The organism is Paenibacillus sp. YAF4_2, from assembly GCF_052113225.1.
GTDB lineage: Bacteria > Bacillota > Bacilli > Paenibacillales > Paenibacillaceae > Pristimantibacillus.
Window position 1 is genome coordinate 211,122 of sequence record NZ_JBFRCT010000001.1, and the last position, 26,510, is coordinate 237,631.

Below are 26,510 nucleotides of genomic sequence, written 5' to 3' on the forward strand. Positions count from 1 at the left end.
TAAATTAGGCCAAAACCTGTAAATGAGCAAAACAAAAAAGACCCATAAAAGCTCTTTTTAAAAAAAGGCCTGAGCCTATGATATTAACGATTATGTAGTTGAAGTGGTAATAGCGACTTTCTTCTAAAAGCAAAGATAAGGCTGGTGCAACCAGTCAAAAAGGATTAATCTCCCATAAGTGCTACCCGTAAAGGGTGCGACATTCTGTGATGCACCGTGATGGTTGGAGTCAGACTAACGGTTGGGCTCTAATGGCACCATAGTTCATAGACCTTCTTCTCCCAGCCCCGTTAGAAGTATTGACAGATTCTAACCTTTTTCATCCTCTGTGGTGCAGCGCTGATCTTGCGCTGCATGTATGGCTAACGGGAAACATAGTTGAACGCATTGTGGAGCAGCTTGCTGGTGGCAACTGCTCCATTCGCGTTACGCTAACATCCGCCATACGGCGATTCCGCTTACCAAGCGAACAATAGAGCATCCTTGCGGACATTCAACTTAGGTCCGGTCTATTTAAGACTAACGCCGGCAGTCCACAAGATCCAATAAAGAGGGAGATCGTCTGAACTGGTCAGACGATCTCCCTCTCTTATGCGTTCTTATTTTATGGAAATATCCATCTTCGATCCGGCTTCGCCGGAGAAAACAATGGCGCCATTCTTAGGCAGTACAATTGAATGATTGCCGCTGATGATGCTAAAAATCACGCAAATTCCCTTTTCGTCGTAAACGGCAAAAGAACCGTTAGCAGGCAGCTTCACCTGCATGGTCTTGCCTGCCGCTTTGCCGGGCACCGTGTACCACTTGGCAAGACCGCTTGCTGGAATTGTTGCCTTCGATTTGCCCCCCTCATAGATAGGCTTTACGGCGTCTTCACTTTCATAGAGGCTGCCTGAAGAATCGAGGTATTCGATCCCATCTGCTTTGTAGAAGTTATACGCCTGGGTATCTCGTCCCGCCATCGTCGGAATTTGCAAGATGCTGACCGAGGCATCCGGGCCGGTTATTTGCTGATCCAACACATAGCCGGGGGCTTCTTTCGACAAATCGACCTTTAGGATCGGCAGCATCAGATAAGCAAGCGACGAATATTTTTCATTCAACAAATAATATTTTTTGCCGTCGCGCTCCTTCCAGGCTGCTGCTGTCTCTGCAGGTATATCGTTGGCTACTAGCTTCTCGGCGGCGTATTGCGACAAAGCCGTTTGGCCAAGCCCTGGCAACGAGGCATAAGCCCGGATCCACAAGTAAGTATGTCCGTTCGCCTCTTTAACGACGTTGAGTTTCGTATTCCCGTCCGCGCTTATGAACGAACCATCCGCCGTATATACATATTTCTCGGCCGGAGCTTCCGGCACCTGTACTGAGGATAAGGACATGACGCCTTCCTGGCTGATGCCAACCTTAATCGATTGGTTTGTCGATCCGTATAGACCCGCATCATTCATAATTTCCGCAGGCATCGCTGCTTTGACCGGCGCGCCGAACGACTTCTCGGGCTTGATGTTGGCAATGGCACCTTTCTCCTTCAGCGCGCTGAGCAAGATTTCATTGGCTAGCAGTTGGTCGGTCGTGCTGGCACCGCCAGATGAGAGTACGGCGACAGCCATGTTCTGCTCGGGAAGCACGACGAGCGAAGCATGATAAAGAATCGTGTCTCCTCCTTTCGTCAGTGCTTGAATGCCGTAATTGCCAAACGGGAACAGGTTGACACTATCCCAGCCGAGCCCGTAATTAACCGACGTATCCGCATCATCCGGCCACATTCCTCTCTTATACTCCGATTGTCCCATGGCGGTTACGGATGTATCGGAGAGTATGCTTGTAACCTGTCCGGAGAAGAGTTGCGAGAACCGGACTAAATCTTCCGCCGTTGAGTAGATGCCGCCGGTCCCGATGACGTTGACCGACTCGTTCGGCAATTGTCCCTGATAAGTAGGGAAATAGAGTCCAGCCATCTGAGAGCTATCAATCCGATCCAACGGCGTCTTGGTGTCGTTCATGCCAAGCGGCTGCGTAAAATATCGATGGATGAAAGAGGTGAAGTCCATGCCGCTGATCTTCTCTACCAACAGCTCGGCTAACGTGAAACCGTCGTTGCTATAAACCGAATACGCGCCTGGATCGGCCTTTAGCTTCTGATCGGCCAACTGCTTCAGCAACGTATCATGGGCATAGGTATCGTTGTCTTCGAATAAAAAAGCGTTCGTCAGCGTTGATCCGTATAGACCGGAGGAATGATTCAGCAGCATGCGCGGCGTTATCTGCTTGTAACGCTCGTCCTGCATCGCAAAGTTCGGGAGATACTGAACGACGGGCGTATCCAGATCTACCTTCCCTTCGTCCACCAGCTTCATCACGGCCGCCGCAGTGAACATTTTGCTTGTCGACCCGATGCCGTACATCGTTCTCTTCGTTAACGTCTGTTTTTCCTTCTCGTCATTGCGGCCGGATTGACCGGAGACGATAATGCTGCCGTGATCGATCAGCGCATACTGAACGCTCGTCGTATTGTAACTTCCCGTAAGCAGCGCGGCTTTCTCCGCCGCGGATTTCCGCGTGGCCTCATAGGCCGGCATACCGCTCTGGCCGGCGGCCATCGCTCCCGTTGGAATAAGCATCGTTAACGTCAGCACCACTATTGGTATCCACATTCTTCTTTTTCGCATTAGAACCTCCTGAATAGATTATTGCGAAGCCACCCGAATAGACCATCCTCCTTTGAAAGCCTTCGCTTGGGCAGAGTCTCTCTTTAATACGCGCTACTCTTCCAAAAGATTCCTTTTAATTGAGAGAAGACGGCTCGATAAAAAGCCCGGTTAAACGTACCGGCGCTGAGTATTGGCAACATTTACGTCTTATCTACGCTCGTGAATGTTGTTGCTTCGCTCATCTGAGGATCGCCGCGAGTGTCTATCGGCTACCGGTTTCATTATGCTAAGGTAAGGGCCGCAACAATCGTGTTAGTACTTCACGTCAGATAGCAAGGGGGTGGCAGAATGAAAAAAATCGTGATGATTCATTTTTTAATAATATAAAGAAGTGATAGAATGGTTTGGCGAACTTGAAAAGGAAAATATGTCCATCGAATCTGAAAGATGCCATTTAAAGCGATGGGATGTGAACTGGAAGCCGGATCAGTTGCCAGTTTTATTGAAGTAAAGGGCAGGTTAATTCCAATATGTGGTAATATAATATTTATGTAAGACATTAATTCAAGGGAGATGAGTTCATAGTTGAAGAAGATAATTGTCGGAGGAATTTTATTATTCACTGGAATAATCTTATACTTAGGAGTTTATATTCCGGCAGCACGTCATTCATCCACATTAGGAGGCTGGACTACTCCTCCTGGGCGACTGGGAACAGCTTTGGATGAAATGGGTGGAACAACCACGTACCATAATTCAATAGTTATGACAATTTGCGGTATCATTTTACTACTTTGGGGCTGCTTTGAAGATGATATCGTGAAATTAATTAAGCTTATCGTGAAGAAAAGGAATGAGAATATAACGTCAATTAATCAAGACGAATCATTAAGCTAAAGGGAAACGTTAGTTCAAAGTTAAACGTGCAGTTTCACGATATAGGTAGGCTATTAAAATATAAGGTGGTTGAAACATGGAACCAGAGGAATATAAAGATGAGCTTAATCGAATGAAGGAAGAATTCGAAACTGAACTTGAAAATCTTTCTGCAGGTGAAATAGAACTTGAAGAAGAACTAATGAGATTATTAGCCTGGAGGAATGCATATTTTGATTCTATTTCAATTCTCACAGAAAAAAATGATCCTTTAAACAACGGTGCTATTCAAAAATTATCAACTCGTAGAAATGATCTTGAAATAAAGATTGAAGAAAAAGTTATAGCTTTGGATAATCTAAAAAGAGAAAATGAAGATAATTATATAGTATACTCTCAACTACTAGAATCAACAAAGCGTTTGATGGAATAATTACTTACTGAGAAGCACTTCACGCTATATAGTGAGTAACTTTACACATAAGCCATACCTAACTGGGAACATTAGTTCAGAAACACCATGACAGCAGCCGGCGTCGTCTATACGGTTGCTATTTTTTTGGACAAAAGGGGAGGGCACTTCCAATATGTTCTAAAATAAAATTGTGTAGTAACTATCGAGAGCCCAAAGATAAAGAAACACAGTGCTCTATAAGAAGTCTATTAAGGTAGTTTTAAAACAAATGAACAAAAGGAGTTAATCATGAAAAACACTAACATTCTAATTGGTGGATTGCTTATTGCTGTATTATTTCTCATTTTTCAAGTTATAGATATGAAAAAAGAAATAAACAATATGCCAGGAACCAATCCTAATAGAAACGTGAGTATGTCAGGCGGATTGGATCTAAATCAGCTTTCGAACGCTTCAGGAAGTACTGCAGATGGATTCTGGTTGTATAAAGAAGATGAAAAGCAAGTTTATTATTTTAGATACGATAAGGACACAAATGAAATTAAAAAAATAAAGTTATCTATTTATTAACCAAAAAGTAATTCAACTAACTGGGAACTATAGTTGAATAGCCAAATTGAATGAAGCTGCCGATACACGATCGGCAGCTTTGTTACGTTAATATGCAGTTTAGCTTAATTATAAGTATTCTTTATGCCCCGAAATATGGGGTTTAATGGTAAACTCAAAGTATTATCTTGAGTGAGTGATCTTCGTGGAAATACATAGCGGAGCATGTAATAAATAATTATTCTACTTAGAAAGGACAACACTTTTCTTTCGATGATAATACATAGTTATGACTATAAAAACCATGACGAGTACCGAGCAAGCTTCAATCGACTTTCCAAACTAGTATTTGGGATTGACTTCGAAGCATGGTACCAAAAGGGAGCCTGGGGCGAACGCTATATTTGCCATTCATTTGTTGAAGATGACCAAATAATCGCGAATGTTTCGGTAAGTAAAATGGATTTGCTTATTAATGGTAAAAGCAAAAGAGCACTACAAATTGGAACGGTAATGACTCATCCCGAGCATCGGGGTAAGGGATTGTCCAGACAACTGATGGAGTATGTATTGGAAACCTACGAAGGCACATGTGATTTGCTTTTCTTATTTGCGAACAGCACTGTGCTCGAATTTTACCCCAAGTTCGGATTTACGGTATTTCCTGAACATCAATTTTATTTAAACATAGCTGTTCAGCCCGCAGGTGAACCAACTTTACTGGAAAAACTGGATGTTTTGAAGGAAGAGCATTGGGATTTAATTAAACAAATGCTTTCTTCCCGTAGACCCATTTCAAAACATGTTGGTGTCACAAACAGCGAAGGTTTATTTCAATTTTATGCTTTGAACATCTTCCACGAATGCCTATATTACTCGCGAACTGACGATGCCATTATCGTTTTTGAGCATGAAGGCGATTTGCTGCATTTGTATGAGGTGATCAGCGACAAACAGGTGAACATGGAAACGTTGGTCTCGCGAATTACTACGAAACAAACAAAGAAAGTACGGTTTCACTTCAGACCTGATCAACTCCTCAACAAAGCTTATGTAGAACCCTATGGTGAGCATGAAGATGTCTTGTTTATTAGACCGCTTTCTGATTTGGGAAAGCTACCCGTGTTTTGTATACCTACGCTGGCTCATGCTTAGCGGCTAAGTTAACGATTCCGGTCTTTAAACAATACGAGATCTAAGTCAGGGCCATCCTGCCTACATTACTGAATCAAATGATAATGATGGAGTTGCTTTAGCACATGAGAAATTTGTACTCTGAATGCTGTAATTAATACAATGCCTTGAAATGATTCTCTTCAAACATCTAATGACCGTTAGGAAGTGACAAATTGAGTGTATTGTTGGAGAAAATTATGGAAGAGGGATTAGATGTTCTAAAAAATCTCTTTGAATTTGCTGCTTATGATCTGTCAGAGCTAAGTAGATCCACTATTAATGAAACGGGATCGTATATCTCGAATCTCAATTACAGAGAATGGTATGGAGATCCAAACTATAATTTATATTTTATTCGAGTTGATGGGGAATTAGCTGGCTTTGTAATCATTAAGTATTTATCCATAGAAGGAATATACTATCTTAATCACTTTTTTGTCTTGAGGAAATATCGTAGGAATAATATTGGCAAGCAAGCTGCAATAAAGGCATTTAAATTATATATGGGAAAATGGAGAGTGAGTGAATTCGATTGGAATACTCCAGCACAAATCTTTTGGAGAAAAGTTATTAAAGAGTATACAAACGGTCAATACAATGAGATCAGGAGAATTGATAACAAAGGTCCAGCACAAGAGTTTACAATGTGAATTAGATTAATGTTATACAAATGATAGTGTCAGGGATTGGACGGTGAACGATATTTCAATCATGACAAAGCGGCGGCCAGCCATTCGATCGGCCGCCGTTCGTCGTGGAACAAAGGGCAGGATAGTCGAATACACAGAGAGTGGGCAATTCTCAATTGAAAGGATGGGAATGGAGAAACCTGATTATCTCGTTAAAACTTTATCACGTCCATCTGCTTGTTGATCCGGTACTGCTCCATGATTTCGTAGCCGCTCTCCGCTCCCGAATAGGAAGCGATCGGAATGCTCGTACGGTTGATTGTCCCGAGATCGCGGTAAATCGTACGCAGCGATACCTCGAACCGGTCGGTCAGCTCTTGGACGGTAGTTCTTCTTCGGCTAAGCAACAGCATCGTGATGGCCAGCAAACGATGAAGCTTCATCATCCTCCATTCCCAGTCCCGCTTGTAAGCTTCGTTTTCAAGCCGTTCAAGAACACCTCGAACGTTTGCTCGAACGTTTCCCGAAGCCGCTCCATCAGCTGCTCGACGGTTTCTTCTGAATGGGCATATGTCGCGATGATGCCATGTAAAGCGAAAAAGTAAATCCTCGAATACATCAATGCCCGCTCGTCCGAAGGTTCCAGCATCAAGCAAGCCAGAACGGCGCCGGACAGCATCCCGAACAACCGGTTGCGCACCCGGTTGATTTCCATAGATCGTCCACGCGTACCGATTTGACGTTGAAAAAAAGGTCCCGCATATTCCGATTGGCCAAGCAGAACTCGATAATCGCCAGGCTGACCGCCTTAATTAGTTTCAATGTTCGGAAACCAAACTTCATTTTGTAATGCTCATGCTTTGGAAAAGAAGCCAGTTGAGGACTCGAGGGAATTGCGACTTCAAGATATGTTAGTGTTGCTCTTGCTACCGCATATGCGAGAAAAGCTTTTTGAGGTATACTCAGGCATACTTACAGGAAGCGGATCCCCGGATATTTATCCTTACTTTGTTGATGTGAATAACACTAAAAGAGTTAATGGTTTCCGTGGTTTTGACTTTTTAATTACCCTTGATGCGCGTCCTACAGTTGGTCCTCATATTCCTGTCGGTGAGGATATATTTACATATCGGATCTCGGCTGCTGGAGTTGAACTTAAAAGTTTTAAACATCTTAGAGGGCCGAATATTGACGACTTTCCCCCGAATTACCAAGATCTGTTGAAGTAACTGGAGACGATAGTGGAATAGTCAAACTGATGAAGCTGCCAGTGAACAATCGGCAGCTTTGTTACGTTATGGGCAGTATAATGCAACAATACCTATGTCTTCAGCGTGTTAGGTTATAATTGGAAAGTGAATAATAAGGGGGATTTATATCATTCTAATTCTAATTGGTTTCTTAATTTCTTTCATAAGCGTTATATTATTTTTGATACTTTATGTTAACAAAATAATTTCTTTAATTAAAAAGAGAAGTTTTCCTAAAAAATTGATGATTGCAACGTTGTTAGGGTTAGGGTTAGTTTTGGTATATTCCTGACCTTATGATACATAGGTTGTTATCAGGGAACAAATGAATATCCAGCGCGGGTGACATGATTCATGAACAATAATAAAAACGGCAGCAGCGGCAGCAATGATCAGAATAGCGAATCTATGGAACTTATAGCCGCTAGGCTTGCTTATATTGGTACCATTATCACTACATTAGGTGACAGCATTAGTGCAATTGCTGCTGGCATTGCCCTTCGAGCACTGGAAGAAGAGACCTTCTCACAATCACGAACTGAGCTGAATCAACAACCGATTCCATGCAGCCGCAGCTTGACTTATATATTAACGAGTTAGTTCAAATCAGGAAAATGATAAAATGAGTATTGCATAGAATCTCTAGATGAACTTCAATATTCTACATATCTATACGCAAAACGCTACATTTCGCTAGATTTTACTTATTTCTCGGCCAATTAAGGCCAGAACGTGTACCTTTATTCCTCGCTTGAACAAGTCCTCGATGATCTCAATACCTTCATACGGGCAAACCGATCCAACTTGGTGACAATCAAAGTATCACCGGCTTTTGCTTTTAATGAGTGCTATTAGCTCTAGTCGTGCAGTTGTGGTTCCAGTATATTTTCTCCTGGACGATTTCCTTGCATCCTTCTTTGCGGAGCAATAGAAGTGCTAAACACATGGGGGACATTTAGATTGAACATTAGCAATATTTACCGTTTTAATCAGCCTCTTTTAATATCTGGGTATTAGGGGAACATCAGCTCAAAATCAGCCTCAGACTGATTTCCGGTTATCCTAATGCGATGCAGTGTCAAAAGTCCCTGGTCTTGTTGCGCTAGACCAGACAGTGTCGTAACAGCAAATTCAAATCCGGCATTCTTAACTACCTTCACTACTTTGGTATTGTTTTTACCAAACGGATAAGCAAAAGCGAGCGTTTCATGCCCCAATTTCTCCTCTATCTTTTGCTTAGCTCCCAAGATCTCGTCCTTGAGCTGCATCGGGGACTGTTTTATCAAATTCACATGATGCCGGGTATGTACACCAATTTCGATAAAACCTGATTCCTCCATCTCTTTTATCTGCCCCCAACTTAAATGATTGGTGCTGCTGACCAAATCGCTCGTAATGAAGATCGTAGCTTTCATTTCCAGCCTTTTTAATATTGGATAACCAATTGTGAAATTATCCAAGTAACCATCGTCAAACGTAATTAAAATCGGTTTATCCAGTATAGCTTCCCCCTTTTTCCAACTCTTCAGATCTTTAAATGTAATGGTATTATATCCAGACATTTTTAGATATTCCATTTGTTCTTGAAATACCCTCGGGGGTACAAAAAGCGTGCTTTGCGAATTAATGCCAATCGAATGATACATCAAAATGGGAATGGAAAGTGGGGAGACTCGTGAGTCCATTTTGACTGGTTTGGTATTTATGGGGAGTACTTGGATTTGTTTTTCCTCAGCTTGTATTTGGGAATGTGGATTCTCTTTTTCTTCGCAACCAGTAGTCAAAAGAATTAGTATCAAAAGAAAGAAATATGTAGTGTACGATTTCAATAATAGTACTTCCTCTCTTTATAGTCTTGTGCTGGAAAAATAATTAACCCAAACAAATACAAAAACCAACAGAAGCATTGGTTCCTGTGTTATGCTCGTTATTTATTGGTTAAAGGGGCATTATTTTTATTTTATAACTAAACCTGCTAGTTAGTATCGTTTTCTAGGTGCCTAATTATGCATTCAAGTTCAATCGCGGACCTGCAGACCCATTTTCCGCGCCTCTGACTCATGAATTCACAGTATTTCATCCTGTAGTTAAATTAAAGAAAAGGATGATGAGGGGAAATAGGGAATTGAACATGTGAAGGCCGGTCCTTCTAACCTAACGGATCCAAGCCATTTGTTGAATTCATACTATTTTCTCGATCGCTCTTACATACGCCATTTATCTTGGCGGCGTTGTTAAAAAGATGTATAAACAAAGCCTCCTGGAGGACATCAATAATATCTTTCTTGTATAAATTTTTATGTAAACATGCTTCAGATATGTATGGCGAAAGACTTTATATAACATAAGGAGTTCTTAAAATACCTCTCTTATGGGTCTGGTCTGAGCAACCCGGATCACTGCTAAGGTGCAATCCACATCTAATGTAAGTCAAACGGAACTGAACTATAAAAAAATCGTTGTCGATGAAAAGTCCGAAAAGAGGGAACAGCGAGCGATTAGAGTTACTACAGAAGAAAGTAAATATGGGTGCAGGTTATCCTCCTGCACCCTGATATCCTACTTAATGATAGGGGAGATTATTCTTTGTCGTCATTTTCATCATCAACAGCATCACCCGCTTTATTGCCCAACGCTGCACCTATAGCACCACCTACAACAGTTCCGATTGGACCTAAAGCAGAACCTACGACAGCGCCTACAACGCCACCACCCATTGTTCTTAAAGTTTCTCCAGTGTTAATACCTTCTGCGTTGTGGTCAGAATCATTTTTTCGATTGTGGTCAGTCATATAATCTCACTCCCTCATTTTTATGAATGATGTTACTTGTTGCATATTCCGAAATATATCTTGCCCTAATAAGTTAAATGGATTCATTAACAAATCCAAAACAAGTGCACTGCCCATGCATTATTTTGAAGTATACAGGCCGTTGCCTTATCCCTGTAGTTCAGTTTCTGGATAGATTTCTTTTCCATGTATTTCAACGGGAATATTTCGGTTTCCAAAATAATTAGCTGCGGAGCTTAGTTTCGATGTAATTAAATCTTATAAGTGAAGAATGCTCGAAAAAATCATCTTCGTTTGCTTGATGAGGAAAGTTACAACATCTATCTAAACCTATTAGATGTCTAGATATATGAAATCGGCAGGCATTTGAACTCCCATGAAAATTAAATTAGCTTAAAACTAGTAAAAGAGCATAGAAAAGAAGACCCAGAAGAACACTTTTTAAAAAAGGCAGAGCCTCCGATTGATCATTATATTAATTGAAGTGGAAGCATACGACTTTCTTTTAAAAATAAAGGTAAGGCTGGTGCAACCAGTTAAAAAGGATTAATCTCCCATAAGTGCTACCCGTATTGGGTGCGACATTCTGTGATGCACCGTGATGGTTGGAGTCAGACTAACGGTTAGGCTCTAATGGCACCAAAGTTCATACCTCTCTGGTGCAGCGCTGTTTTTTGCGCTGCATGGATGGTTAACTGGAAACATTAACTTAATAAAATAATGATGCAGCCGGTAACTATTATCGGCTGCTTTTTACGTAATAACATGTGTTTCAAAAAGCGAATAGGAACTGATTAGTACGCTCCCTCGAAATAATTCAGTTTCCTCACTCAGACTCATGAATCCGCAGGATTTCATCCTGTAGTCAAATGCGAGAATAGAATGTCTGATGTGACTTTGGTTCCTGCCTTGTTGGTTGTGCGAAGGACGAGGTGAATAATGTGGGTTGGCGGTTACCCATCTCTAGGTAAGGACGTAGCGTGTTTCTCAACGTAAGGTATGATTGCTAGCGCCATGATCCAGACATTTTGCTGGTAGGCACCTCAGAGTCATTGATTTCGAATCTGTTCTTGAACGTTGATAATATTAAGGTTTGAAAATGAGCCATATCGATTCTCCCTTTGTAATCCGGTTAGTTTTAGCGAAAGAAATCACCGGTAGGTAAAAACCCGCCGACTGGTGGATCTAGTGTTATCTCTCCAAAGAAATGACATACATACACATTGGCTATAAAGGCACCCCAGTGGGTGCCTTTCGATTTCGCCCTATTGATGATACGGTCAACCGTGAACCGTATCGCAAATAGTGGTAAAAAGGAGATGTTGAGATATTAGCTCTATGATAAGGAGGGGATAGATTATAGATTGGATGGCAGAGATCGGATCCTAATTGAATTTAGAGCTACTTACTTAAAAAACATTAAGGGCAGCTTGGAGCTGTGACTGAGTGATTTGTGATAACGACATTAATGGAGAACGAATTAGCGTTTTAGTTCAATAAGAAACCAGTGACGAAGCTGCCGACACAATCGGCAGCTTAATTGCGTTAACAGAGGTATGTATAGAAATTCTTGTCGTCCGAGAGTTGAGAGCCATATATGTCGGGTGACAAGAACATAGTAACATTGTAAGCCGCATAAATTGCGGCTTTTTTATTTTATGTTATCAAGTTCTTTTCAAAATGAATTGATAAGAACGTGATAACATTTCCGATGAGTGACTAGAACTTTGTAACATTCCCGATAAGATCCTTCATTACGCCAGCTGCAGATTACAAAATCAGCGACAGTGTTTATTAAGCTAACTGGGAACGATAGTTCAGACAACACAATGGCGGCTGATCACAGGATCAGCCGCCATTGTAATTAAACTGCAACCCTGATCAAAATGATGCGTCTAAAATATTAACTAATGATTGGAGGTATTATCTTTGTTGAAAATTATAAGAAAGAAGCCAGTATGGATTGCATTATGTTTAATTCTTATTCTTCCACTTATAATGACGAAACCCTCGAAAATTGATTACATAAATCATTGGAAAGAGAGCCACAAAGGTATGGAGGCTCATACAGTTCACACTAAGAATTTTCTTATATACTCAACCTATCAAATGGGAGGTTATGACGATATAATGCCTATAACGATAGGGATTTGGGGGGGGATTGATCGATACAAATATGTATTGAGAAGAGGGCCCGCTGCATCTCGAATTACGCTAAACGAGGAATGATAGTTCAGCAATCAAGGAGCAGTTTGCCGCAATATCAAGTGCTCCTTTTCTATTAAGTTAATGATCAGCATAGTTAAATAAAAGTATTATCATAATGATATTGATATTCCCCTGTCAATAGATAAATGGAGGTATGTTTCTATGGCCGATGAACTTTTCGAAAATTCTCGTCTCGCTGCGATTTATGACGCATTTGATTCGGACCGTTCCGACCTCGATGCTTATGAGGGAATGGTTAACGAGTTTGGTGCGCATTCTGTGCTCGACATCGGCTGTGGAACAGGAACTTTCGCCTGTCGTCTTGCTGCCCAGGGTATCAAGGTCATTGGAGTTGATCCAGCCGCAGCTTCTCTCAATGTAGCTCGAACTAAAACTTGGGCCAACTGTGTCGAATGGATTCTTGGCGATACAAAAGACCTTTCTCCTATGGCAGTGGACATCGCGACGATGACCGGCAACGTCGCCCAGGTTTTCCTGACCGATAGAGAGTGGAAGGAGACCCTCTGTGCAGTGTATGACTCATTGCGCCTCGGAGGACGTTTCGTTTTTGAAGCACGGGACCCTAACGCACAGGCATGGCACAGATGGACCAAGGAGAACACCTATCGCTGCGTTATGGTGCCCAACTATGGCAATGTGGAAGGATGGGTCGAGGTCACTGATGTTAAAAATTCTTTCGTATCCTTCCGGTGGACTTATATCTTCGAGAGTGATGGTGCTCTTATCACGTCAGACTCGACATTACGCTTTCGGAGTCGCAAAGAGATTGTTAATTCGCTTCAAGAAGTGGGCCTATCTGTGGATGATGTTCGAGGAGCTCCCGATCGTCCGGGACTTGAATTTGTCTTTATCGCTAGCCGTCCGACGGCTTAGGTGCCACTCCTGCTGAAAGGTGAACGAAATCTGGACTATTTTTATGATTCTCTAAGCCTGTTAACTTGGCATAGTTAATCAAACATAAGGAGTTATTTGCATGAAAAAATCATTAATATTTGCTATATTAGGTGCAATTGTTTGGTTAGGTGCAGCATTGTTAGGTGGATTATATTTCTTTAATACGATGCAGGATCATTCTGATTTTTTCGCCGATCCTAGTCCAGTCCCACTCTTTATTTATTCATTTATTTCTGGAATTGGATTTCTGGTAACAATAGCTTCGTTCATCATCTATATAGTTTCACTATTAAAAAAGTAATGAGTTCTGTATCACAACGGCAGCAGATCAGAGAATGATCAGTTGCTGGCAAGTAATCGACAAATTACGCTCATGGTTCATGATAGAATGTAACTTAATTATGCCCATGGGAGGTAGGTCAAAGTGAGTGTTTCAAATGAATGTCGTAAAGGAGATTCAATCTATATAATTGAATCATTCATCTCTAAAGTAGTGCTAGATCATGACAAATGTATTGATTTATCCAAATCGAAAACCCTAAACGTTGGCGATAGCGTTATTTACTTAGATTGGAGCTTAAAATCTGTTGGAGACAACTTATTTTATATAATCGAATACAGGGATCAATATGGTGAAGAACTTGAGGCAACTGAAACTTATTTCGTATCTGAAGAGGTTTGGAACAACTTACAGCGATATTTTGAAGAACATAATCAACCATACGGGGCTCGTTAGTTAAGCAACACCGCGGCAGCAGATCAGAGGATGATCTGCTGCCTTTCTTATTTATGTAAGGGTAGCTTAATCCAATATGTGGTATTATCACAGATAACGACAAATAATAAAAAATATTTTTCTTGAAATTGTAGAAATCGGAATAACTGAAACGACATTATAACGAAACCAAATTCTAATACGGTTATATAAGAGAGGAGTTTTAGAATGAATTACACGTTGATGTTTTATGAGAGTCAGGAAGACTTTGCGGCAAGAAAGGATCCCGCAAGACAAGATGAATATTTGGCAAGCTGGACGCATTATGTACATGCTTTGCGGGAAGCAGGAGTTGTGGTGTTTGGCTCGGGTCTCTATGCTCCTGAGACGGCTGCTACGATGAAGCGGCGCGGTGGTGAGCTGGTTGTTCAGGATGGACCGTTTCCCGAGACAAAAGAACAGCTTGGCGGGATATTCGTTATTGATGTTCCGGACCTAGACACCGCTTTAGAGTGGGCTGCCCGGGGACCTGTTGATACGGTTGAGGTTAGACAGAATATTCCTGCGTTGAAGTAATCATTCTATGGAAACTCATCAGATCATTGAAGAGACGGCACGTAATGCATATGGCCGATTGCTATCCTTTCTGACTGTAAATTGGCGGGATCTGCAGGCAATAGAGGATGCTATAGGAGATGCTTTTCTCGCCGCTCTCGAGACTTGGCCAAAGGTTGGCATTCCGGATATGCCTGAAGCTTGGCTGCTGACTACCGCCCGTAGACGACTTATTGATCGTGCCCGCCGTACCCGAATTTCCGAAATGGCGTTGCCGACACTCCTTGCTATGTCTGAGGATACACAACGTCTGACTTCTTCAAGCTATACGTTTCCGGACGAACGTTTGAGGATGATGTTTCTTTGTACTCATCCAGCAATTGATCCCGGGATGCGTACGCCACTTATGCTGCAGACGGTGCTTGGGATCGATGCAGCTCGAATTGCGTCCGCATTCATCATCAAGCCCTCCACCATGAGCCAGCGTCTTACTCGGTTAAAAGCAAAAATTCGTGCCGAACGCTTAACTTTTGAAACGCCTGGTTCAGAAGAGATCCCTGATCGTCTCGATTCTGTTCTGGAGACCATTTATGCTGCTTACGGGAGCGGGTGGGAGGAGGCTGCCATTGTTGATTCACCTCGGAAGAGTTTGGCGGAGGAAGCGATCTATCTGGGGAGGCTGCTTCTTCAATTCGTACCCCGCGAACCAGAAGTTTACGGTCTATTGGCACTCATGCTGCATTGCGAGGCACGCCGAGAGGCTCGACATGATGATAAAGGAAACTATATTCCACTCACTGAGCAAAATTGTACACTTTGGAAGCAAGGCTTGATCATGGAGGCGGAGGATTATCTACGTGCTGCCTCTCAAGCCGGTGGAATTGGTCGCTTTCAACTCATGGCAGCGATTCAATCAGTACATGCGCAGCGTTTATGGACTGGACGTATCGAGTGGGAGGCTATTGCTCAGTTATATGAAGGCCTCGTTCGAATAAATCCTACACTTGGCGCATTAGTCGGTCGAGCAGCAGCGGTCGCGGAGGTTTATGGATCAGAACACGGCGTTATCTTGCTGGAAGCTATACCATCTGCGGATGTGGTGGCCTATCAGCCCTACTGGGCGCTTGCCGGTCATTTGTACAAGCGGCTGGAGCGAAAAGAAGAGGCTCGCTCTGCATACAGCCGTGCTATTGGACTAAGCACTGAAGTTTCTATTCGACAATTTCTAAGCCGCCAAGCTTCTGAGATTTAAGTGACTCTGATAAAAAGATTTCCAAATGGCCGGTTGTAAAAATGCAGGATAGGGGAGTGCCCTTATTCTGCATTTTTGCGTGTATTTGTCTTTTACTGTACTAAACTTTCCAAATCCGGCTGCAATTTATTTCGCAGAACATACAGCATGATGACTCCAACAAGGAACGAGACGGTATCCGCTATGACGAGTGACCAGACCACCCCGTGGAAGCCGTTCATTTGATTGGCGATAAAGAGAGAGCACAGGAATCAAAGTAATTCCTTGAATAATGGACATAATAAACGAGGCAGTTCCTTGCGCTGTTGCTTGGAAAATCCCCGTAAACAACGAGGTCATTCCTGTAATGAATAAAGACAAGAACGTTACGTGTAGAATATAGCTGCCCATTTCAATTAACTGCGGGTCATTTGTAAATAAACCAATTAGGTGGTCGGAAATCAGATAGACGATGACGCCGAACAGGATAGCTAACACCGCAATCCCTTTGATTGTGAATCCAATCGTTTTCTTCATACGTAATTTATTCGCTGTAAAAGAGAAGGCAATGAGTGGCACGACTCCCTCGCATAAGCCCATCAGAATAACCTCAGGAAATTGTAATAAACGTGATGAAATTCCGAATGCCGCTACGGCTTGCTCCCCATACTCAACCAGAAAACGGAAAATGTCCTTGGTAACCTTGAACCATTTGAGGGAGACGGATAAGAATTGGCTCTTAGATCCGATATGGAAGGCAAAGTATACACTCGCAGCCAAGTTAGAAATGACCGTAGCAGAAGCAACGCCGAATACGTCCCATTTACCAGCGTCTGGCCAACCAGGTCTCTAAAGTGATCGTGGAGGAGTTCCACTCCGAGGGAGATTGGAAGGAGCAGTTGACGGAGTTTGCGGTGACGGTTCGGAGTGTACTCAGCCGGTACCCCTGCTCAACGCAGCTTATGATGTTGACGCTGCCCCATGAACCGGACATGATTCGGTTCACCAATCGGATGCTGCTCTGCATAGAATCGACGCCGCTTGAGGAAGAGCAGAAATTACAATCGGTACTTACGCTTGTGAACTTTATCTTCTACTTTGTATTGGACAAATATCAGCATCAGCAGGCTTTTACCGCTATCCTTAAGGATGAGGAAATGCATCCGTTAGGAGAGATGGACCGTCTTCTGGACTCCATGAGCAATACGGATGCGGGACTGTTCCGAGGTATGTACAAGAACGGGCTGTTCGGTTTGGTAGGGACCGATAGAGCGTTTGAATTCGGCTTGAAGTTGATACTGCTGGGGATTGAGCAAGTGATCAAGGAGCAGGAGAAGAAGGTGGGATAATAGTGCAATTCAACACGACAGCAGCCAGCAAATCGGCTGCTGTTTCTCATTTGTGGAAAGGAATCGTCTCATCAACGCTCCAATCGCTTCCCCATGACGTCGATTGATCGAATACATTTTGACCATCGTGCATATAGAGGACCGGGTAGCATCGATCCCCTTTGTTATAACTCATCAGCGGCAAATAGATCCAGACTCTACGCTCCGTCTGCATCTGCGGAATCGGGAATGCTTTAATAATTCGGACAGGAAAATCATGTATATTTTTAACTGAAAATTGCTGTTATAATGCCTTATTAAGGTTAATCAAATTTATTAGTAGGTTCACGTACCTACTTTTAAACGGAGGAACAGATGTTTTCAAATTTCAATGACCATAGTCTTTTTTTACGTGCATTTGAGAAATCTCCAATTGGGATGGCTTTGTTATCTTTTGATGGAAATTTTTTGAAGGCTAATCCTTCATTATGCAAAATGCTAGGATATAACGATAGAGAATTAATAAATCTTGGTGTTTCATTTGGCACTCATCCTGAAGATTTAGAAGCTGATCTGGAATTATGGCGTAAATTGGGACAGGGTGAAATGGATGGTTATCAATTAGAAAAAAGGTATATTCATAAATCCGGAATGATTATATGGGGCCATCTAAGTGTTACTGTAGAAAGAAACCTTCAGGGAATCAATGGGAATGACATTTTCATTTTCCAAATTGTAGATATAACGGAACAAAAAAAGAAGGAAGAAGAGTACAAGAAGATTGAAGAACTACATAAGCTTATTTCTGAACATTCACAGGACGTTATTTTGCGTTTAACTCCAGACGGAATTATCTCATATATCTCGCCGGCTTCCCGTAACCAACTCGGATATGAACCGGATGAACTTATTGGGAAACATGCCTATGATTATTGGCATCCAGAAGATTTGAATGGCGGCTGGTTAAGGAATGGTAATTCGAATAACGCTGAAAGCAGAATATTTGTATATCGTCTTCGGCATAAAAATGGTCATTATATATGGCAAGAAGCGCATTCTAAAAAAATTAGAAATAATGCAGGTGAAGTTCAACATGTAATCAGTATGGGGCGTGATATAACGGAACGGGTACATTCGGAAGAATTAATCCGCAGATCAGAGAAACTTTCCTTAGTTGGCGAACTAGCAGCGGGGATCGCCCATGAAATTAGAAATCCATTGACTAGCTTACGAGGATTTATGCAAATGTATTTGAAAGAGGATATGGATGGCTCAAAGAAATTAAGAAATGATGTCATGATATCAGAAATTGATCGAATCAATGAAATTGTAAGTGAGCTTTTAGTATTAGCTAAACCTTCAAATGAAGTATATGAGTTAAGGGATGTAGTGCATATATTAACTCACGTAACAAGATTATTTGAAGGACAAGCCAACCTTTATAACGTTCTAATTAAGAAAGAGTTAGATGCCAATTTACCATTCATTCATTGTCAAAGCAGTATCAATCAAGTATTTATCAATGTTTTAAAGAATGCTATTGAATCCATGCCTCAAGGCGGAGAAGTAATTGTACAAGCCAAGCAAATGTACGATAAGATTGTCATTCGAATTAATGACACAGGGTTTGGAATCCCACAAGATGAAATAACCAAGATCGGAAATCCTTTTTTTACTACAAAGGAAACAGGAACAGGGTTAGGTTTAATGGTCTCAATGAAGATCATTCAAAATCATAGGGGGACTATGCGAATCGAAAGTGAAGTTGGGAAAGGGACGATGGTGGAAGTTGTTTTGCCAATCGTAAAACAGAAAAATTCAATTAATCTGAGTGCAAGTTTAGAATAAACAGTTATGAGCACTTTAACTACACTACAAAGAGCATCTATCTCCTTTTAAGAGATGATAGATGCTCTTTATTCAGTTGTGGTGTGGCTCCAAAATAATCTTGTTAAAAATTGGGAATCTTGAATTTGTTATTAGTCTTGTCACAGATATGTTCCTTCAGTTGTCTACATTTATGAACAAACTAAAAATAAAGTATTAGGGGGAAGATTTCGATGACGAATTTAATCGCTGATATAAAGATTCCTGATAGTAAACTAGCCATTGAAGCGGCTGAATTGTTACGTGAGCATGGCGACGACCTTCTGTGGAACCACTCGAATCGGGTATTTCTATTTGCGGCTATGAAGGGTAACCTGAATCAAATGAAATACGATTCTGAATTGCTTTATATCAGTTCGATTTTCCACGATATTGGCCTTACTCCCGCATTCCGAAGTACGGACAAACGCTTTGAGGTGGATGGGGCTAATGCAGCCCGTGATTTTCTTAAGAGTCACGGCGTCCCGGAAGATTCCATTCGGCTTGTATGGGATACCGTTGCCCTTCATACAACCATGGGTATCGTCGAATATAAGGAAACCGAAGTGGCGCTTATGAATTTTGGAGTCGGTTATGATGTGGTGGGGAAGAACTTCGATCTCATCTCAGCAGAAGCAAGGCAGCAAGTCGTTGAGGCTTTTCCTCGCAACCAGTTCAAACAAAATATCTTACTTGCATTCTTGGAAGGCTTCAGACACAAACCGGAGACGACATACGGCACGATTAACGCCGACGTGTGCGAACTGCTTCTTCCGGGATATAAGCGGCCCAATTTCTGCCATCATGTACTTCATTCCAAATGGGATGAGTAATCACTATCGAGGAATATTAGTTCAGAACACTGGCAGCAAGAATGCAAATTATCACTAGCGGGTTGTTCAACTTGCCGCCAGATAGGTACGCACCTTCTCGACAGGAATGAAGATTTCAAAAATGTCTTGCTTTAGAGCGCGCTCTAAAGTTTAGAATGAGAATCAGCTAAAACATAAGGAGCTGATCAGATGAAAAGTCGATATGAATTCGGAATGGAAATGTTGAAGAAAGTAGATGGGCATGTTGGAGAAACCGTTGTGGCCCCATTAGGTGATTTAGGGAATATTCTCGTGGAATGGTTCGGCGATATTTACGGGCGCGAAGGATTAACTTTAAGGGAACGGGAAATCGCAACGATAGCTATGTTGACAGTATTGAACAGGGAGACGCAATTGAGAGTTCATTTGGAGGCCGGATCCAACGTAGGGCTAACTCGGCAGGAAATGAAGGAGGTTATCATTCAATCGGTTCTTTACGGGGGATTCCCGACGGCCATTAACGGAATGAATCTACTAAACAGCATGACTTTGCCGGGTGAAGGAAATAACGATGCATTCTGATATATAATAACAGTATGAAAACGACGTATACTATTCAACAGGTTACAAAGATGACTGGTCTATCCTCTCATACGCTGCGTTACTACGAGAAGGTTAGTCTCATCCGAGCTATTGAAAGAGAAGATAACGGATACCGCTATTATTCCGGAAAAGACGTGGAATGGCTCAAGTTCCTCATTCGCCTACGCGATACAGGCATGCCGATCCGCGACATGCAGCATTTCGCCGAGCTTCGCTACCGCGGTGAAGAGACGGTTACCGAGCGCAGACGGATGCTCGAGGACCATAAGCAACAGATTCGGCAGCAGATCGACCAGCTAATCGAAAGCTTAGATTCCTTAAACGAGAAAACCGATTATTACAAGGAGTTGGAAAGGGATATTGAAGAGCGAGCACGAGGCAAATCGCTCTGAATTTCTTTTGAACGGAATACGCTTAGAACCTGGATATTTCATCTTCTCTGACAAAGCTGCCGGCACATAAACGGTAGCTTTGTTGCATTTAAGGTAGGATATTCTACATATTAAAAGGAGAAAATAACCAAAACGATATCAGGGAGGTTATTTTCTTTGAGATTTATGAACCGGATTTTGATAGGTATGATAACCATATGCTGCATCGTTTCCTTCAAATCGGACACTGAAGTATTAGCCCACACGGACCCGCAATTAGAGGTAATGGAAAAAGCTTTACTACAGCAATTAAGACCCGTGATAGTAAAGTCTCTACGTGAAATATATAAAGAAAACGTTCAGCAATATAATTGTGAACAAGTTCTTTCAATAAACGAAAGAGTTACTACTACTAAAAATAAGGACAAAGCTATACGGGTAGATGCGATACATGGTGCACAATATTTTGAAATCTTAGTTGGACTATGTAGACCAGAAGGAACTCGTATCGAAATGCTCTTTAAGAACGACACTGCTGATGCCCAATTTTATTTAATTAATTACAGAATTAAATAGATCGGTATTACTCTATTTTTAAACCATTTAATACCTCAGGTGGGCTATTGATCAGAGTGAGGATCGGATTGAATCCCAAGCAGCGTTTGCGAAGCAAGTTATTGATATGATTATGGAATAGTGTGAGAAATGGTAATCGTAGGGTGAAAATGTCTATTCCCTCTGGTTGTGGGAGCCTGTAATTCGGCACACAATGAAGGGGAGACAAGGTCAAACCGTCTCGTATTCGTGATTAATATGAGGGGGAATCGAAGGTAATGATACGCATGAAACACAGGTTGTTATGGCTATTGGCAGGTTGTTTAATAATAACGATGCTCGGAGGTGGGTTAGTAAACACAAGTTATGCAAGCGCTTCCGAGAAAACCATTTCGACTTCGATTACGAATGTGAATTTGAATACCGATAAACCGTCGCAGTACTCAAAGCTTGAAGCAACCTTCAACTTGGGGACGACGTACTCGAATCCATTTGATCCGGAAGAAGTGGATGTGGTTGCTGAGATTACGACGCCTTCGGGTATTAAAGAAATCGTTCCTGCCTTTCACGCTTCGCCTACATCCCCAAGTTGGACGGTCCGCTATTCTCCACGCCAACAGGGCAAGCACGAGTTAATCATCGTAGTGAAAGACAAAAACGGGATTTCCCGATCTGGGAAAATGAAGTTTAATGCGAAAAAGCCGGATTCCAGCCGTGGATTTATGAATGCATCTGGCGACCGATTCGTCGATAGCTATGGGAAGCAAATTACGCTGCTAGGAACGAACTACGCTTGGGGCAACCCGCCGGAGACGCTAGCTGCTATGCCTGAATACAAAGCTGCCGGGATGAATCTCATTCGGGTATGGCTTTCCACGTGGTGGGGGAACTATTCGCCTGAGTATGGCCCTGTTTCGACAACTCAGAATGGAATTACGATGACATACGATGGAATTGGCAATTACAATTTGGATAATATGGAGCGTATGGATACGTTGATCGAGACAGCCAAGGCTAACGATCTATATGTCATGTTGACCTTAAACAGCTTTGGAGATTTCTGGTACGATTGGGCTTACCACGCGTACAATCGCGATAACGGCGGCACGTCTCAATGGAAAGAGAATCAAACGGACTTTTGGTATAATCCTGAGGCAATTGACTATCAAAAGAAATTGCTTCGTTATGTGTTCGCACGCTGGGGCTACAGCACATCGCTAGGCATGCTCGAGTACTGGAATGAATCCGATAACCGGGTAGACACAACAGCGGAGATCCGTGACAGCTGGCATGCAACACTCGATGAGTATTGGAAAAGCTGGGATTTCTACAAGCATCCGACGACAACAAGCTTCGCATGGAAGGATCACGTTGAGCAGCACGCGACCCAAGATTCTTGGGATGGGCTCGAGAGCTTGGATGCGGTTAACATGCATTTGTATGCTGCAGACTCCGACATAACCGGCGTATGGGAGGCAAATCTAAACGCGCTTAAGACGTTCGGAGACCGTCCAGTATTTATTGGGGAAGCCGGCAAGACCGGCAACGACGTAAGTACAGACGCCAACTTGATGAACTACGTCCATGACGGCGTTTGGTCGCCAATATTCCGGTCGGGAGCAGCCGGATCAAACGTCTGGTGGATTTTCGAGAACGGATTTAATATGCCAGAGGCCTATAAGGAGCAATATACGAATTTGGCACGCTTCCTCCAGCCGGAAGAACAGCATCTGGTGAACATGAGCTTTAAGGATTATGGGACCCAAAATAACGGGACAAAAGCCGGTGTATTTCAAGACCAAACAAGAGCGATTGGCTGGATCAACGATACTCAATACCCGTATGATGCTGTTAGCGGAAGAACGGTATCGGAGATGCATCTTAACTTAACTGGGCTGCAGGCGGGCAAATATCAGGTATCTTTTTATAATACTTATACGGGAACTACTCTAGCAGCAACGGTAACAATGACGGGTGGTAATCAAGGCTTAAACCTTGCAATTCCGGCGTTTTCTCGGGATATTGCATTCAAAGTCGTATTGACCGGTAAATCTGACAAGGATAAACAGGCTCCTTCGGCTCCTTCCCAGCTTGTGAGCACAGTGACCACGGAACATACGTTAAAATTGACATGGAATGCTTCTTCGGATAACGTGGCTGTCACTGGATACAATGTATATCGGAATGGTGAGAAAATAGGAGCTGTCAGCGGGTTAACGAACTCTTATCGGGACGTTGCGCTTCAGCCGGGAACCACTTATCAATATGTGATTCAGGCACATGATGAGGCTGGAAACGAATCTTCCAAGAGTACGAAGCTAACGGCAACTACGAAAGCTTTGGATTCGTTGCAGCCATCGACACCACTCAATCTTGCGGTAACCGATACCGGAATTAATACCATTGCATTAGACTGGTCAGCATCCTCCGATAACACAGGTGTATCCGGCTACCTTATTTATCGGGACACGATCCTGATCGGGATGACCTCAGGTACGACTTTCCAAGATGGGGACTTACGTCCAGGTACTGGCTACACGTACACGGTAAAAGCTAAGGATAAGTCGTTAAATGTATCTGCTGCAAGCGTTGCGGTCACAGCGACGACCGAGAGTCCGTCAATGACTGACAACTTGCTGCACAATCCGGGATTCGAGACGATCGAAAGCGGCATGCCTGGAGGCTGGACTTGCGAACAATCACAATATTGCGCGAGTGATTTGGCGGAGAAAAAGTCCGGAGAAGCTTCGCTGCGTATCAACGGAGATACTAGCGCTTGGTTTGGCGTCGTATCCGCAGCTGCGCCAGCTGTAGCAGGCCATACGTACATGATGGACAGCTTCGCGAATGTATCAGTTAACAACGGTTCAACCATTAAAGTCAGAATGCAGTTTTTGAACGCGGTAAACAGTATCCTGGATGATAAAACAATCAAAGTCTACAATGGCACGACGAGCGGGTACGACAATATTTATGGAGCGTTTGTAGCTCCTGCTAACACGGCAAAAGTGAGAGCTTATATTTACATCGAAGGGTTGAACGCTGTCATTAACCTGGATGACTTCTCGATCAGAGGTTACGGGGATGGCGTCGTGACGCCGGAAGAGCCTTCGGCCAATTTGCTGCTTAACGCTGGATTCGACGATCATAACGATTCTTGGAAAACAGCCATTTGGACATGCGAAAAAGAATGGTTGTGCCAATGGACGGACCAGACGAAACGGTCGGGAATCGCATCAATGAAAGTAAATCCTTCGAATCCAGACTGGTTCTCCGTCTATCAGGATGCGCTTGTAACCCCTGGGAAATCATATACACTCGATGGATTCGTTCAATTGACCAAGCAGGGGAGTGACGGCAAGCTGCAGGTTAAGCTCATCTTCTATGATTCGGCAGGTGGACAGCTATCTGAAGAGTGGCTTAAGGATTATGACTCGAATACGAGTGGATTCGAAAACGTTCACGCAATGAAAACCGCTCCAGCAAACGCCGCTAGAGTAAGGGTACAGCTCTACGTGAATAGTTTGGCGGGCGAGCTGTACTTCGATGATTTTTCGCTGAGCGAGAGCTAAGGAGATAGATGTAAAACGGCAGCCGGTCTTGATCGGTTGCCGTTTTCAATGAAGTAACGTTATTATTGAGATAGACCATTTGGTGAGAGGTGATTTTTATCAAAAGACTTGGACTTATGCTTTTCTTAGTAGCAATATTGTTAGCAACTGGATGTCAAAGCAATAATTCTAACAACGAATTAGATGAAGCTCAGAAGAAAATCGACAAATCCAATCTTGCTTTTGAAATCCCGAAGTTGGATGGATATGAAGTAAGTTATGTACATCATGTATTTCCGCCACAAGATAAACAAGGAAATGTCCTTGGAAATAAACAAGAAGTATTCATTACTTACACGGACAACAAAGGGAAGTTAAATAAGCTAACAAATGAACAGAAAGGGAATGATGAAAGAGAAATCTTATATGGACCCTATCAAGGTGATACAAAGATTGAATTAACTTATAGTACCATTCAATCTAATCTAGAAAAGAGTGAAATGGTTGAAATGGACGGGGAAAAGGTTCAAAGAGTAAAAATTGGTGAGCATACCTTTTTCCTATTCAACGGTGATAAAGGTTCAATTACCATGAATTACAGTAATTTAGACGAAGCAACTATGACAAGTATTACTCAGCAGGTAATTAAGGAAAGTAAATAAGTCTGAGGAGTGATTCCAATCATCCAAGGAGTTGTAACGTTCTATACATCTCATCAATCTTTACTAAAAGACAATCGATCATCTATCATTAAACCGCCTTTTTACTAAGGTGGTTTTCTTTTTATCGTATAATTTATTTAAATCTATTCATATCTGAGGTTAGGGTGTTACAAAATAGAGTTGTTAACCGTCTTATAAATGTCAACGTTAAGCCCGGGGCAAGCGTAGAGGCAATGAATAATAAGGAGGCAATGGACAATGATCAATCAAGATCCGGCGCCGGATTTGTTTAAAGATATCTTTCATAAGCATTATCCGTCCGTACTTCGAAAACTAATAGCGCTGCTGCGAGACAAAGCGGCCGCTGAAGATTTGGCTCAGGAGGTATTCCTTAAGCTATATAAGAATCCTCCTGAAAAGCCAGACGCCGTTGGGGCATGGCTGCATCGGGTGCTTACGAGAAGTGCATATGATTACTTGGATCAAAAGGCGCGGGAGCGCTTGCTGGTACAGCGGCAGGAGAGACATATGCTGACGGAGCCGCAGTCCCATCAATCTGGTGAACATGCCGTGATTAAGCAGGATGAAGAGGAACAATTGCAAGACTGGTTAAGCTCGCTGCCGGATAGAGACAGAGAGTTGCTGCTGCTCAGATATTCTGGCTACAGCTATTCCGAAATTGCGCAGGAGCTGAAGGTTCAGCAGCCTCAAGTAGGTATGCTGCTGAAGCGGGCTAGCGAACGGTTAAGAAAACAAGTGATTAAAAACGAGAATCAGTGGTAGCAAGATGAAGGAGGATA

25 protein-coding genes and 3 pseudogenes are annotated in these 26,510 nt (G+C 42.6%); 21 read left to right on the forward strand and 7 right to left on the reverse strand.

Translation table 11 applies throughout. The features are described from left to right. Positions 1 to 599: 599 nt before the first annotated feature. On the reverse strand, positions 600 to 2,669 hold the full coding sequence (locus AB4Y93_RS01025) for a serine hydrolase domain-containing protein (protein ID WP_441888168.1): 2,070 nt from the start codon (positions 2,667 to 2,669) through the stop codon (positions 600 to 602). 567 nt (positions 2,670 to 3,236) lie between these two features. Here AB4Y93_RS01025 and AB4Y93_RS01030 point away from each other — a divergent pair. The 5 genes from AB4Y93_RS01030 to AB4Y93_RS01050 all read left to right on the forward strand — a co-directional run bounded on the left by AB4Y93_RS01030 (position 3,237) and on the right by AB4Y93_RS01050 (position 6,317). Continuing rightward, entirely contained in the window at positions 3,237 to 3,548 is a 312-nt protein-coding gene (locus AB4Y93_RS01030) for a hypothetical protein (protein WP_441888169.1), read from the forward strand. Positions 3,549 to 3,624: 76 nt separating this feature from the next. Further along, the gene (locus AB4Y93_RS01035; protein WP_441888170.1) at positions 3,625 to 3,960 is read left to right on the forward strand and encodes a hypothetical protein; all 336 of its coding nucleotides are present in this window, start codon (positions 3,625 to 3,627) and stop codon (positions 3,958 to 3,960) included. Positions 3,961 to 4,230: 270 nt separating this feature from the next. Continuing rightward, positions 4,231 to 4,512, forward strand: coding sequence for a hypothetical protein (locus tag AB4Y93_RS01040; protein ID WP_441888171.1), 282 nt, complete (start codon positions 4,231 to 4,233; stop codon positions 4,510 to 4,512). A 252-nt stretch (positions 4,513 to 4,764) separates the two neighbouring features. Continuing rightward, on the forward strand, positions 4,765 to 5,646 hold the full coding sequence (locus AB4Y93_RS01045) for a GNAT family N-acetyltransferase (protein ID WP_441888172.1): 882 nt from the start codon (positions 4,765 to 4,767) through the stop codon (positions 5,644 to 5,646). Positions 5,647 to 5,840: 194 nt separating this feature from the next. Continuing rightward, the gene (locus tag AB4Y93_RS01050) at positions 5,841 to 6,317 is read left to right on the forward strand and encodes a GNAT family N-acetyltransferase (protein WP_441888173.1); all 477 of its coding nucleotides are present in this window, start codon (positions 5,841 to 5,843) and stop codon (positions 6,315 to 6,317) included. Positions 6,318 to 6,508: 191 nt separating this feature from the next. On the opposite strand, the gene AB4Y93_RS01055 is transcribed toward AB4Y93_RS01050, so the two are convergent. Together AB4Y93_RS01055 and AB4Y93_RS01060 are read right to left on the reverse strand one after the other, a co-directional pair. Beyond that, complete coding sequence (locus AB4Y93_RS01055) at positions 6,509 to 6,742, reverse strand: helix-turn-helix transcriptional regulator (RefSeq protein WP_441888174.1); 234 nt, start codon at positions 6,740 to 6,742, stop codon at positions 6,509 to 6,511. Continuing rightward, on the reverse strand, positions 6,739 to 7,011 hold the full coding sequence (locus AB4Y93_RS01060; protein WP_441888175.1) for a hypothetical protein: 273 nt from the start codon (positions 7,009 to 7,011) through the stop codon (positions 6,739 to 6,741). The genes AB4Y93_RS01055 and AB4Y93_RS01060 overlap by 4 nt, the downstream gene beginning before the upstream one ends. Before the next feature lie 178 nt (positions 7,012 to 7,189). Here AB4Y93_RS01060 and AB4Y93_RS01065 point away from each other — a divergent pair, with 178 nt between their 5' ends. Then, entirely contained in the window at positions 7,190 to 7,525 is a 336-nt protein-coding gene (locus AB4Y93_RS01065; RefSeq protein ID WP_441888176.1) for a DUF3888 domain-containing protein, read from the forward strand. 375 nt (positions 7,526 to 7,900) lie between these two features. Further along, the gene (locus AB4Y93_RS01070; protein WP_441888177.1) at positions 7,901 to 8,146 is read left to right on the forward strand and encodes a translation initiation factor 2; all 246 of its coding nucleotides are present in this window, start codon (positions 7,901 to 7,903) and stop codon (positions 8,144 to 8,146) included. Between the two features lie 413 nt (positions 8,147 to 8,559). Here AB4Y93_RS01070 and AB4Y93_RS01075 read toward each other — a convergent pair whose 3' ends face one another. After that, positions 8,560 to 9,375 carry a polysaccharide deacetylase family protein gene (locus AB4Y93_RS01075; protein WP_441888178.1) on the reverse strand — a complete coding sequence of 272 codons (816 nt, stop codon included), beginning with the start codon at positions 9,373 to 9,375 and terminating at the stop codon, positions 8,560 to 8,562. A 750-nt stretch (positions 9,376 to 10,125) separates the two neighbouring features. Next, positions 10,126 to 10,338 (reverse strand): glycine zipper domain-containing protein, encoded by a 213-nt coding sequence (locus AB4Y93_RS01080; RefSeq protein WP_441888179.1) that lies wholly within the window; start codon positions 10,336 to 10,338, stop codon positions 10,126 to 10,128. Between the two features lie 2,370 nt (positions 10,339 to 12,708). On the opposite strand from AB4Y93_RS01080, the gene AB4Y93_RS01085 reads away from it, so the two are divergent. The 5 genes from AB4Y93_RS01085 to AB4Y93_RS01105 all read left to right on the forward strand — a co-directional run bounded on the left by AB4Y93_RS01085 (position 12,709) and on the right by AB4Y93_RS01105 (position 15,983). Further along, complete coding sequence (locus AB4Y93_RS01085; RefSeq protein WP_441888180.1) at positions 12,709 to 13,440, forward strand: class I SAM-dependent methyltransferase; 732 nt, start codon at positions 12,709 to 12,711, stop codon at positions 13,438 to 13,440. 100 nt (positions 13,441 to 13,540) lie between these two features. Next, a complete protein-coding gene (locus tag AB4Y93_RS01090; protein ID WP_441888181.1) occupies positions 13,541 to 13,762 on the forward strand; it encodes a hypothetical protein in 222 nt (73 codons plus the stop codon). A 123-nt stretch (positions 13,763 to 13,885) separates the two neighbouring features. Further along, positions 13,886 to 14,197, forward strand: a complete 312-nt coding sequence (locus tag AB4Y93_RS01095) for a hypothetical protein (protein ID WP_441888182.1) — start codon at positions 13,886 to 13,888, stop codon at positions 14,195 to 14,197. A gap of 207 nt (positions 14,198 to 14,404) precedes the next feature. After that, positions 14,405 to 14,752, forward strand: coding sequence for a YciI family protein (locus AB4Y93_RS01100; protein WP_441888183.1), 348 nt, complete (start codon positions 14,405 to 14,407; stop codon positions 14,750 to 14,752). Between the two features lie 7 nt (positions 14,753 to 14,759). Continuing rightward, positions 14,760 to 15,983: an RNA polymerase sigma factor gene (locus AB4Y93_RS01105; protein ID WP_441888184.1), complete on the forward strand. Its 1,224-nt coding sequence runs from the start codon at positions 14,760 to 14,762 to the stop codon at positions 15,981 to 15,983. A 92-nt stretch (positions 15,984 to 16,075) separates the two neighbouring features. Here AB4Y93_RS01105 and AB4Y93_RS01110 read toward each other — a convergent pair. Continuing rightward, a pseudogene (locus AB4Y93_RS01110) lies at positions 16,076 to 16,784 on the reverse strand (MATE family efflux transporter); the annotation flags it as partial. Here AB4Y93_RS01110 and AB4Y93_RS01115 point away from each other — a divergent pair. Continuing rightward, positions 16,784 to 17,311, forward strand: a pseudogene (locus tag AB4Y93_RS01115) (TetR/AcrR family transcriptional regulator C-terminal domain-containing protein); the annotation flags it as partial. The pseudogenes AB4Y93_RS01110 and AB4Y93_RS01115 overlap by 1 nt on opposite strands. Before the next feature lie 145 nt (positions 17,312 to 17,456). On the opposite strand, the pseudogene AB4Y93_RS01120 reads toward AB4Y93_RS01115, so the two are convergent. Beyond that, positions 17,457 to 17,525, reverse strand: a pseudogene (locus AB4Y93_RS01120) (hypothetical protein); the annotation flags it as partial. A gap of 140 nt (positions 17,526 to 17,665) precedes the next feature. Here AB4Y93_RS01120 and AB4Y93_RS01125 point away from each other — a divergent pair. The 8 genes from AB4Y93_RS01125 to AB4Y93_RS01160 all read left to right on the forward strand — a co-directional run bounded on the left by AB4Y93_RS01125 (position 17,666) and on the right by AB4Y93_RS01160 (position 26,493). Continuing rightward, entirely contained in the window at positions 17,666 to 19,138 is a 1,473-nt protein-coding gene (locus tag AB4Y93_RS01125) for a PAS domain S-box protein (protein ID WP_441888185.1), read from the forward strand. Positions 19,139 to 19,350: 212 nt separating this feature from the next. Next, positions 19,351 to 19,989 carry an HD domain-containing protein gene (locus AB4Y93_RS01130; RefSeq protein WP_441888186.1) on the forward strand — a complete coding sequence of 213 codons (639 nt, stop codon included), beginning with the start codon at positions 19,351 to 19,353 and terminating at the stop codon, positions 19,987 to 19,989. Positions 19,990 to 20,178: 189 nt separating this feature from the next. Beyond that, the gene (locus AB4Y93_RS01135; protein WP_441888187.1) at positions 20,179 to 20,550 is read left to right on the forward strand and encodes a carboxymuconolactone decarboxylase family protein; all 372 of its coding nucleotides are present in this window, start codon (positions 20,179 to 20,181) and stop codon (positions 20,548 to 20,550) included. Between the two features lie 14 nt (positions 20,551 to 20,564). Then, positions 20,565 to 20,963, forward strand: a complete 399-nt coding sequence (locus AB4Y93_RS01140) for a MerR family transcriptional regulator (protein WP_441888188.1) — start codon at positions 20,565 to 20,567, stop codon at positions 20,961 to 20,963. Positions 20,964 to 21,119: 156 nt separating this feature from the next. After that, complete coding sequence (locus AB4Y93_RS01145) at positions 21,120 to 21,518, forward strand: hypothetical protein (RefSeq protein ID WP_441888189.1); 399 nt, start codon at positions 21,120 to 21,122, stop codon at positions 21,516 to 21,518. 257 nt (positions 21,519 to 21,775) lie between these two features. Next, positions 21,776 to 25,069 carry a fibronectin type III domain-containing protein gene (locus tag AB4Y93_RS01150; protein ID WP_441888190.1) on the forward strand — a complete coding sequence of 1,098 codons (3,294 nt, stop codon included), beginning with the start codon at positions 21,776 to 21,778 and terminating at the stop codon, positions 25,067 to 25,069. A 116-nt stretch (positions 25,070 to 25,185) separates the two neighbouring features. Further along, positions 25,186 to 25,710, forward strand: a complete 525-nt coding sequence (locus AB4Y93_RS01155; RefSeq protein WP_441888191.1) for a hypothetical protein — start codon at positions 25,186 to 25,188, stop codon at positions 25,708 to 25,710. Between the two features lie 258 nt (positions 25,711 to 25,968). Beyond that, positions 25,969 to 26,493: a sigma-70 family RNA polymerase sigma factor gene (locus AB4Y93_RS01160; RefSeq protein WP_441888192.1), complete on the forward strand. Its 525-nt coding sequence runs from the start codon at positions 25,969 to 25,971 to the stop codon at positions 26,491 to 26,493. Positions 26,494 to 26,510: the final 17 nt, after the last annotated feature.

What these genes read in the sequence shown, in the direction of transcription:
- AB4Y93_RS01070 (WP_441888177.1), top strand. Translation starts at nt 7,901, where the DNA reads ATGAACAATAATAAAAACGGCAGCAGCGGCAGCAATGATCAGAATAGC.
- AB4Y93_RS01130 (WP_441888186.1), top strand. Translation starts at nt 19,351, where the DNA reads ATGACGAATTTAATCGCTGATATAAAGATTCCTGATAGTAAACTAGCC.
- AB4Y93_RS01100 (WP_441888183.1), top strand. Translation starts at nt 14,405, where the DNA reads ATGAATTACACGTTGATGTTTTATGAGAGTCAGGAAGACTTTGCGGCA.
- AB4Y93_RS01160 (WP_441888192.1), top strand. Translation starts at nt 25,969, where the DNA reads ATGATCAATCAAGATCCGGCGCCGGATTTGTTTAAAGATATCTTTCAT.
- AB4Y93_RS01150 (WP_441888190.1), top strand. Translation starts at nt 21,776, where the DNA reads ATGATACGCATGAAACACAGGTTGTTATGGCTATTGGCAGGTTGTTTA.
- AB4Y93_RS01040 (WP_441888171.1), top strand. Translation starts at nt 4,231, where the DNA reads ATGAAAAACACTAACATTCTAATTGGTGGATTGCTTATTGCTGTATTA.
- AB4Y93_RS01080 (WP_441888179.1), bottom strand. Translation starts at nt 10,338, where the DNA reads ATGACTGACCACAATCGAAAAAATGATTCTGACCACAACGCAGAAGGT.
- AB4Y93_RS01140 (WP_441888188.1), top strand. Translation starts at nt 20,565, where the DNA reads ATGAAAACGACGTATACTATTCAACAGGTTACAAAGATGACTGGTCTA.
- AB4Y93_RS01135 (WP_441888187.1), top strand. Translation starts at nt 20,179, where the DNA reads ATGAAAAGTCGATATGAATTCGGAATGGAAATGTTGAAGAAAGTAGAT.
- AB4Y93_RS01105 (WP_441888184.1), top strand. Translation starts at nt 14,760, where the DNA reads ATGGAAACTCATCAGATCATTGAAGAGACGGCACGTAATGCATATGGC.
- AB4Y93_RS01155 (WP_441888191.1), top strand. Translation starts at nt 25,186, where the DNA reads ATGCTTTTCTTAGTAGCAATATTGTTAGCAACTGGATGTCAAAGCAAT.
- AB4Y93_RS01090 (WP_441888181.1), top strand. Translation starts at nt 13,541, where the DNA reads ATGAAAAAATCATTAATATTTGCTATATTAGGTGCAATTGTTTGGTTA.
- AB4Y93_RS01055 (WP_441888174.1), bottom strand. Translation starts at nt 6,742, where the DNA reads ATGATGAAGCTTCATCGTTTGCTGGCCATCACGATGCTGTTGCTTAGC.
- AB4Y93_RS01060 (WP_441888175.1), bottom strand. Translation starts at nt 7,011, where the DNA reads ATGGAAATCAACCGGGTGCGCAACCGGTTGTTCGGGATGCTGTCCGGC.
- AB4Y93_RS01025 (WP_441888168.1), bottom strand. Translation starts at nt 2,669, where the DNA reads ATGCGAAAAAGAAGAATGTGGATACCAATAGTGGTGCTGACGTTAACG.
- AB4Y93_RS01035 (WP_441888170.1), top strand. Translation starts at nt 3,625, where the DNA reads ATGGAACCAGAGGAATATAAAGATGAGCTTAATCGAATGAAGGAAGAA.
- AB4Y93_RS01045 (WP_441888172.1), top strand. Translation starts at nt 4,765, where the DNA reads ATGATAATACATAGTTATGACTATAAAAACCATGACGAGTACCGAGCA.
- AB4Y93_RS01125 (WP_441888185.1), top strand. Translation starts at nt 17,666, where the DNA reads ATGTTTTCAAATTTCAATGACCATAGTCTTTTTTTACGTGCATTTGAG.
- AB4Y93_RS01085 (WP_441888180.1), top strand. Translation starts at nt 12,709, where the DNA reads ATGGCCGATGAACTTTTCGAAAATTCTCGTCTCGCTGCGATTTATGAC.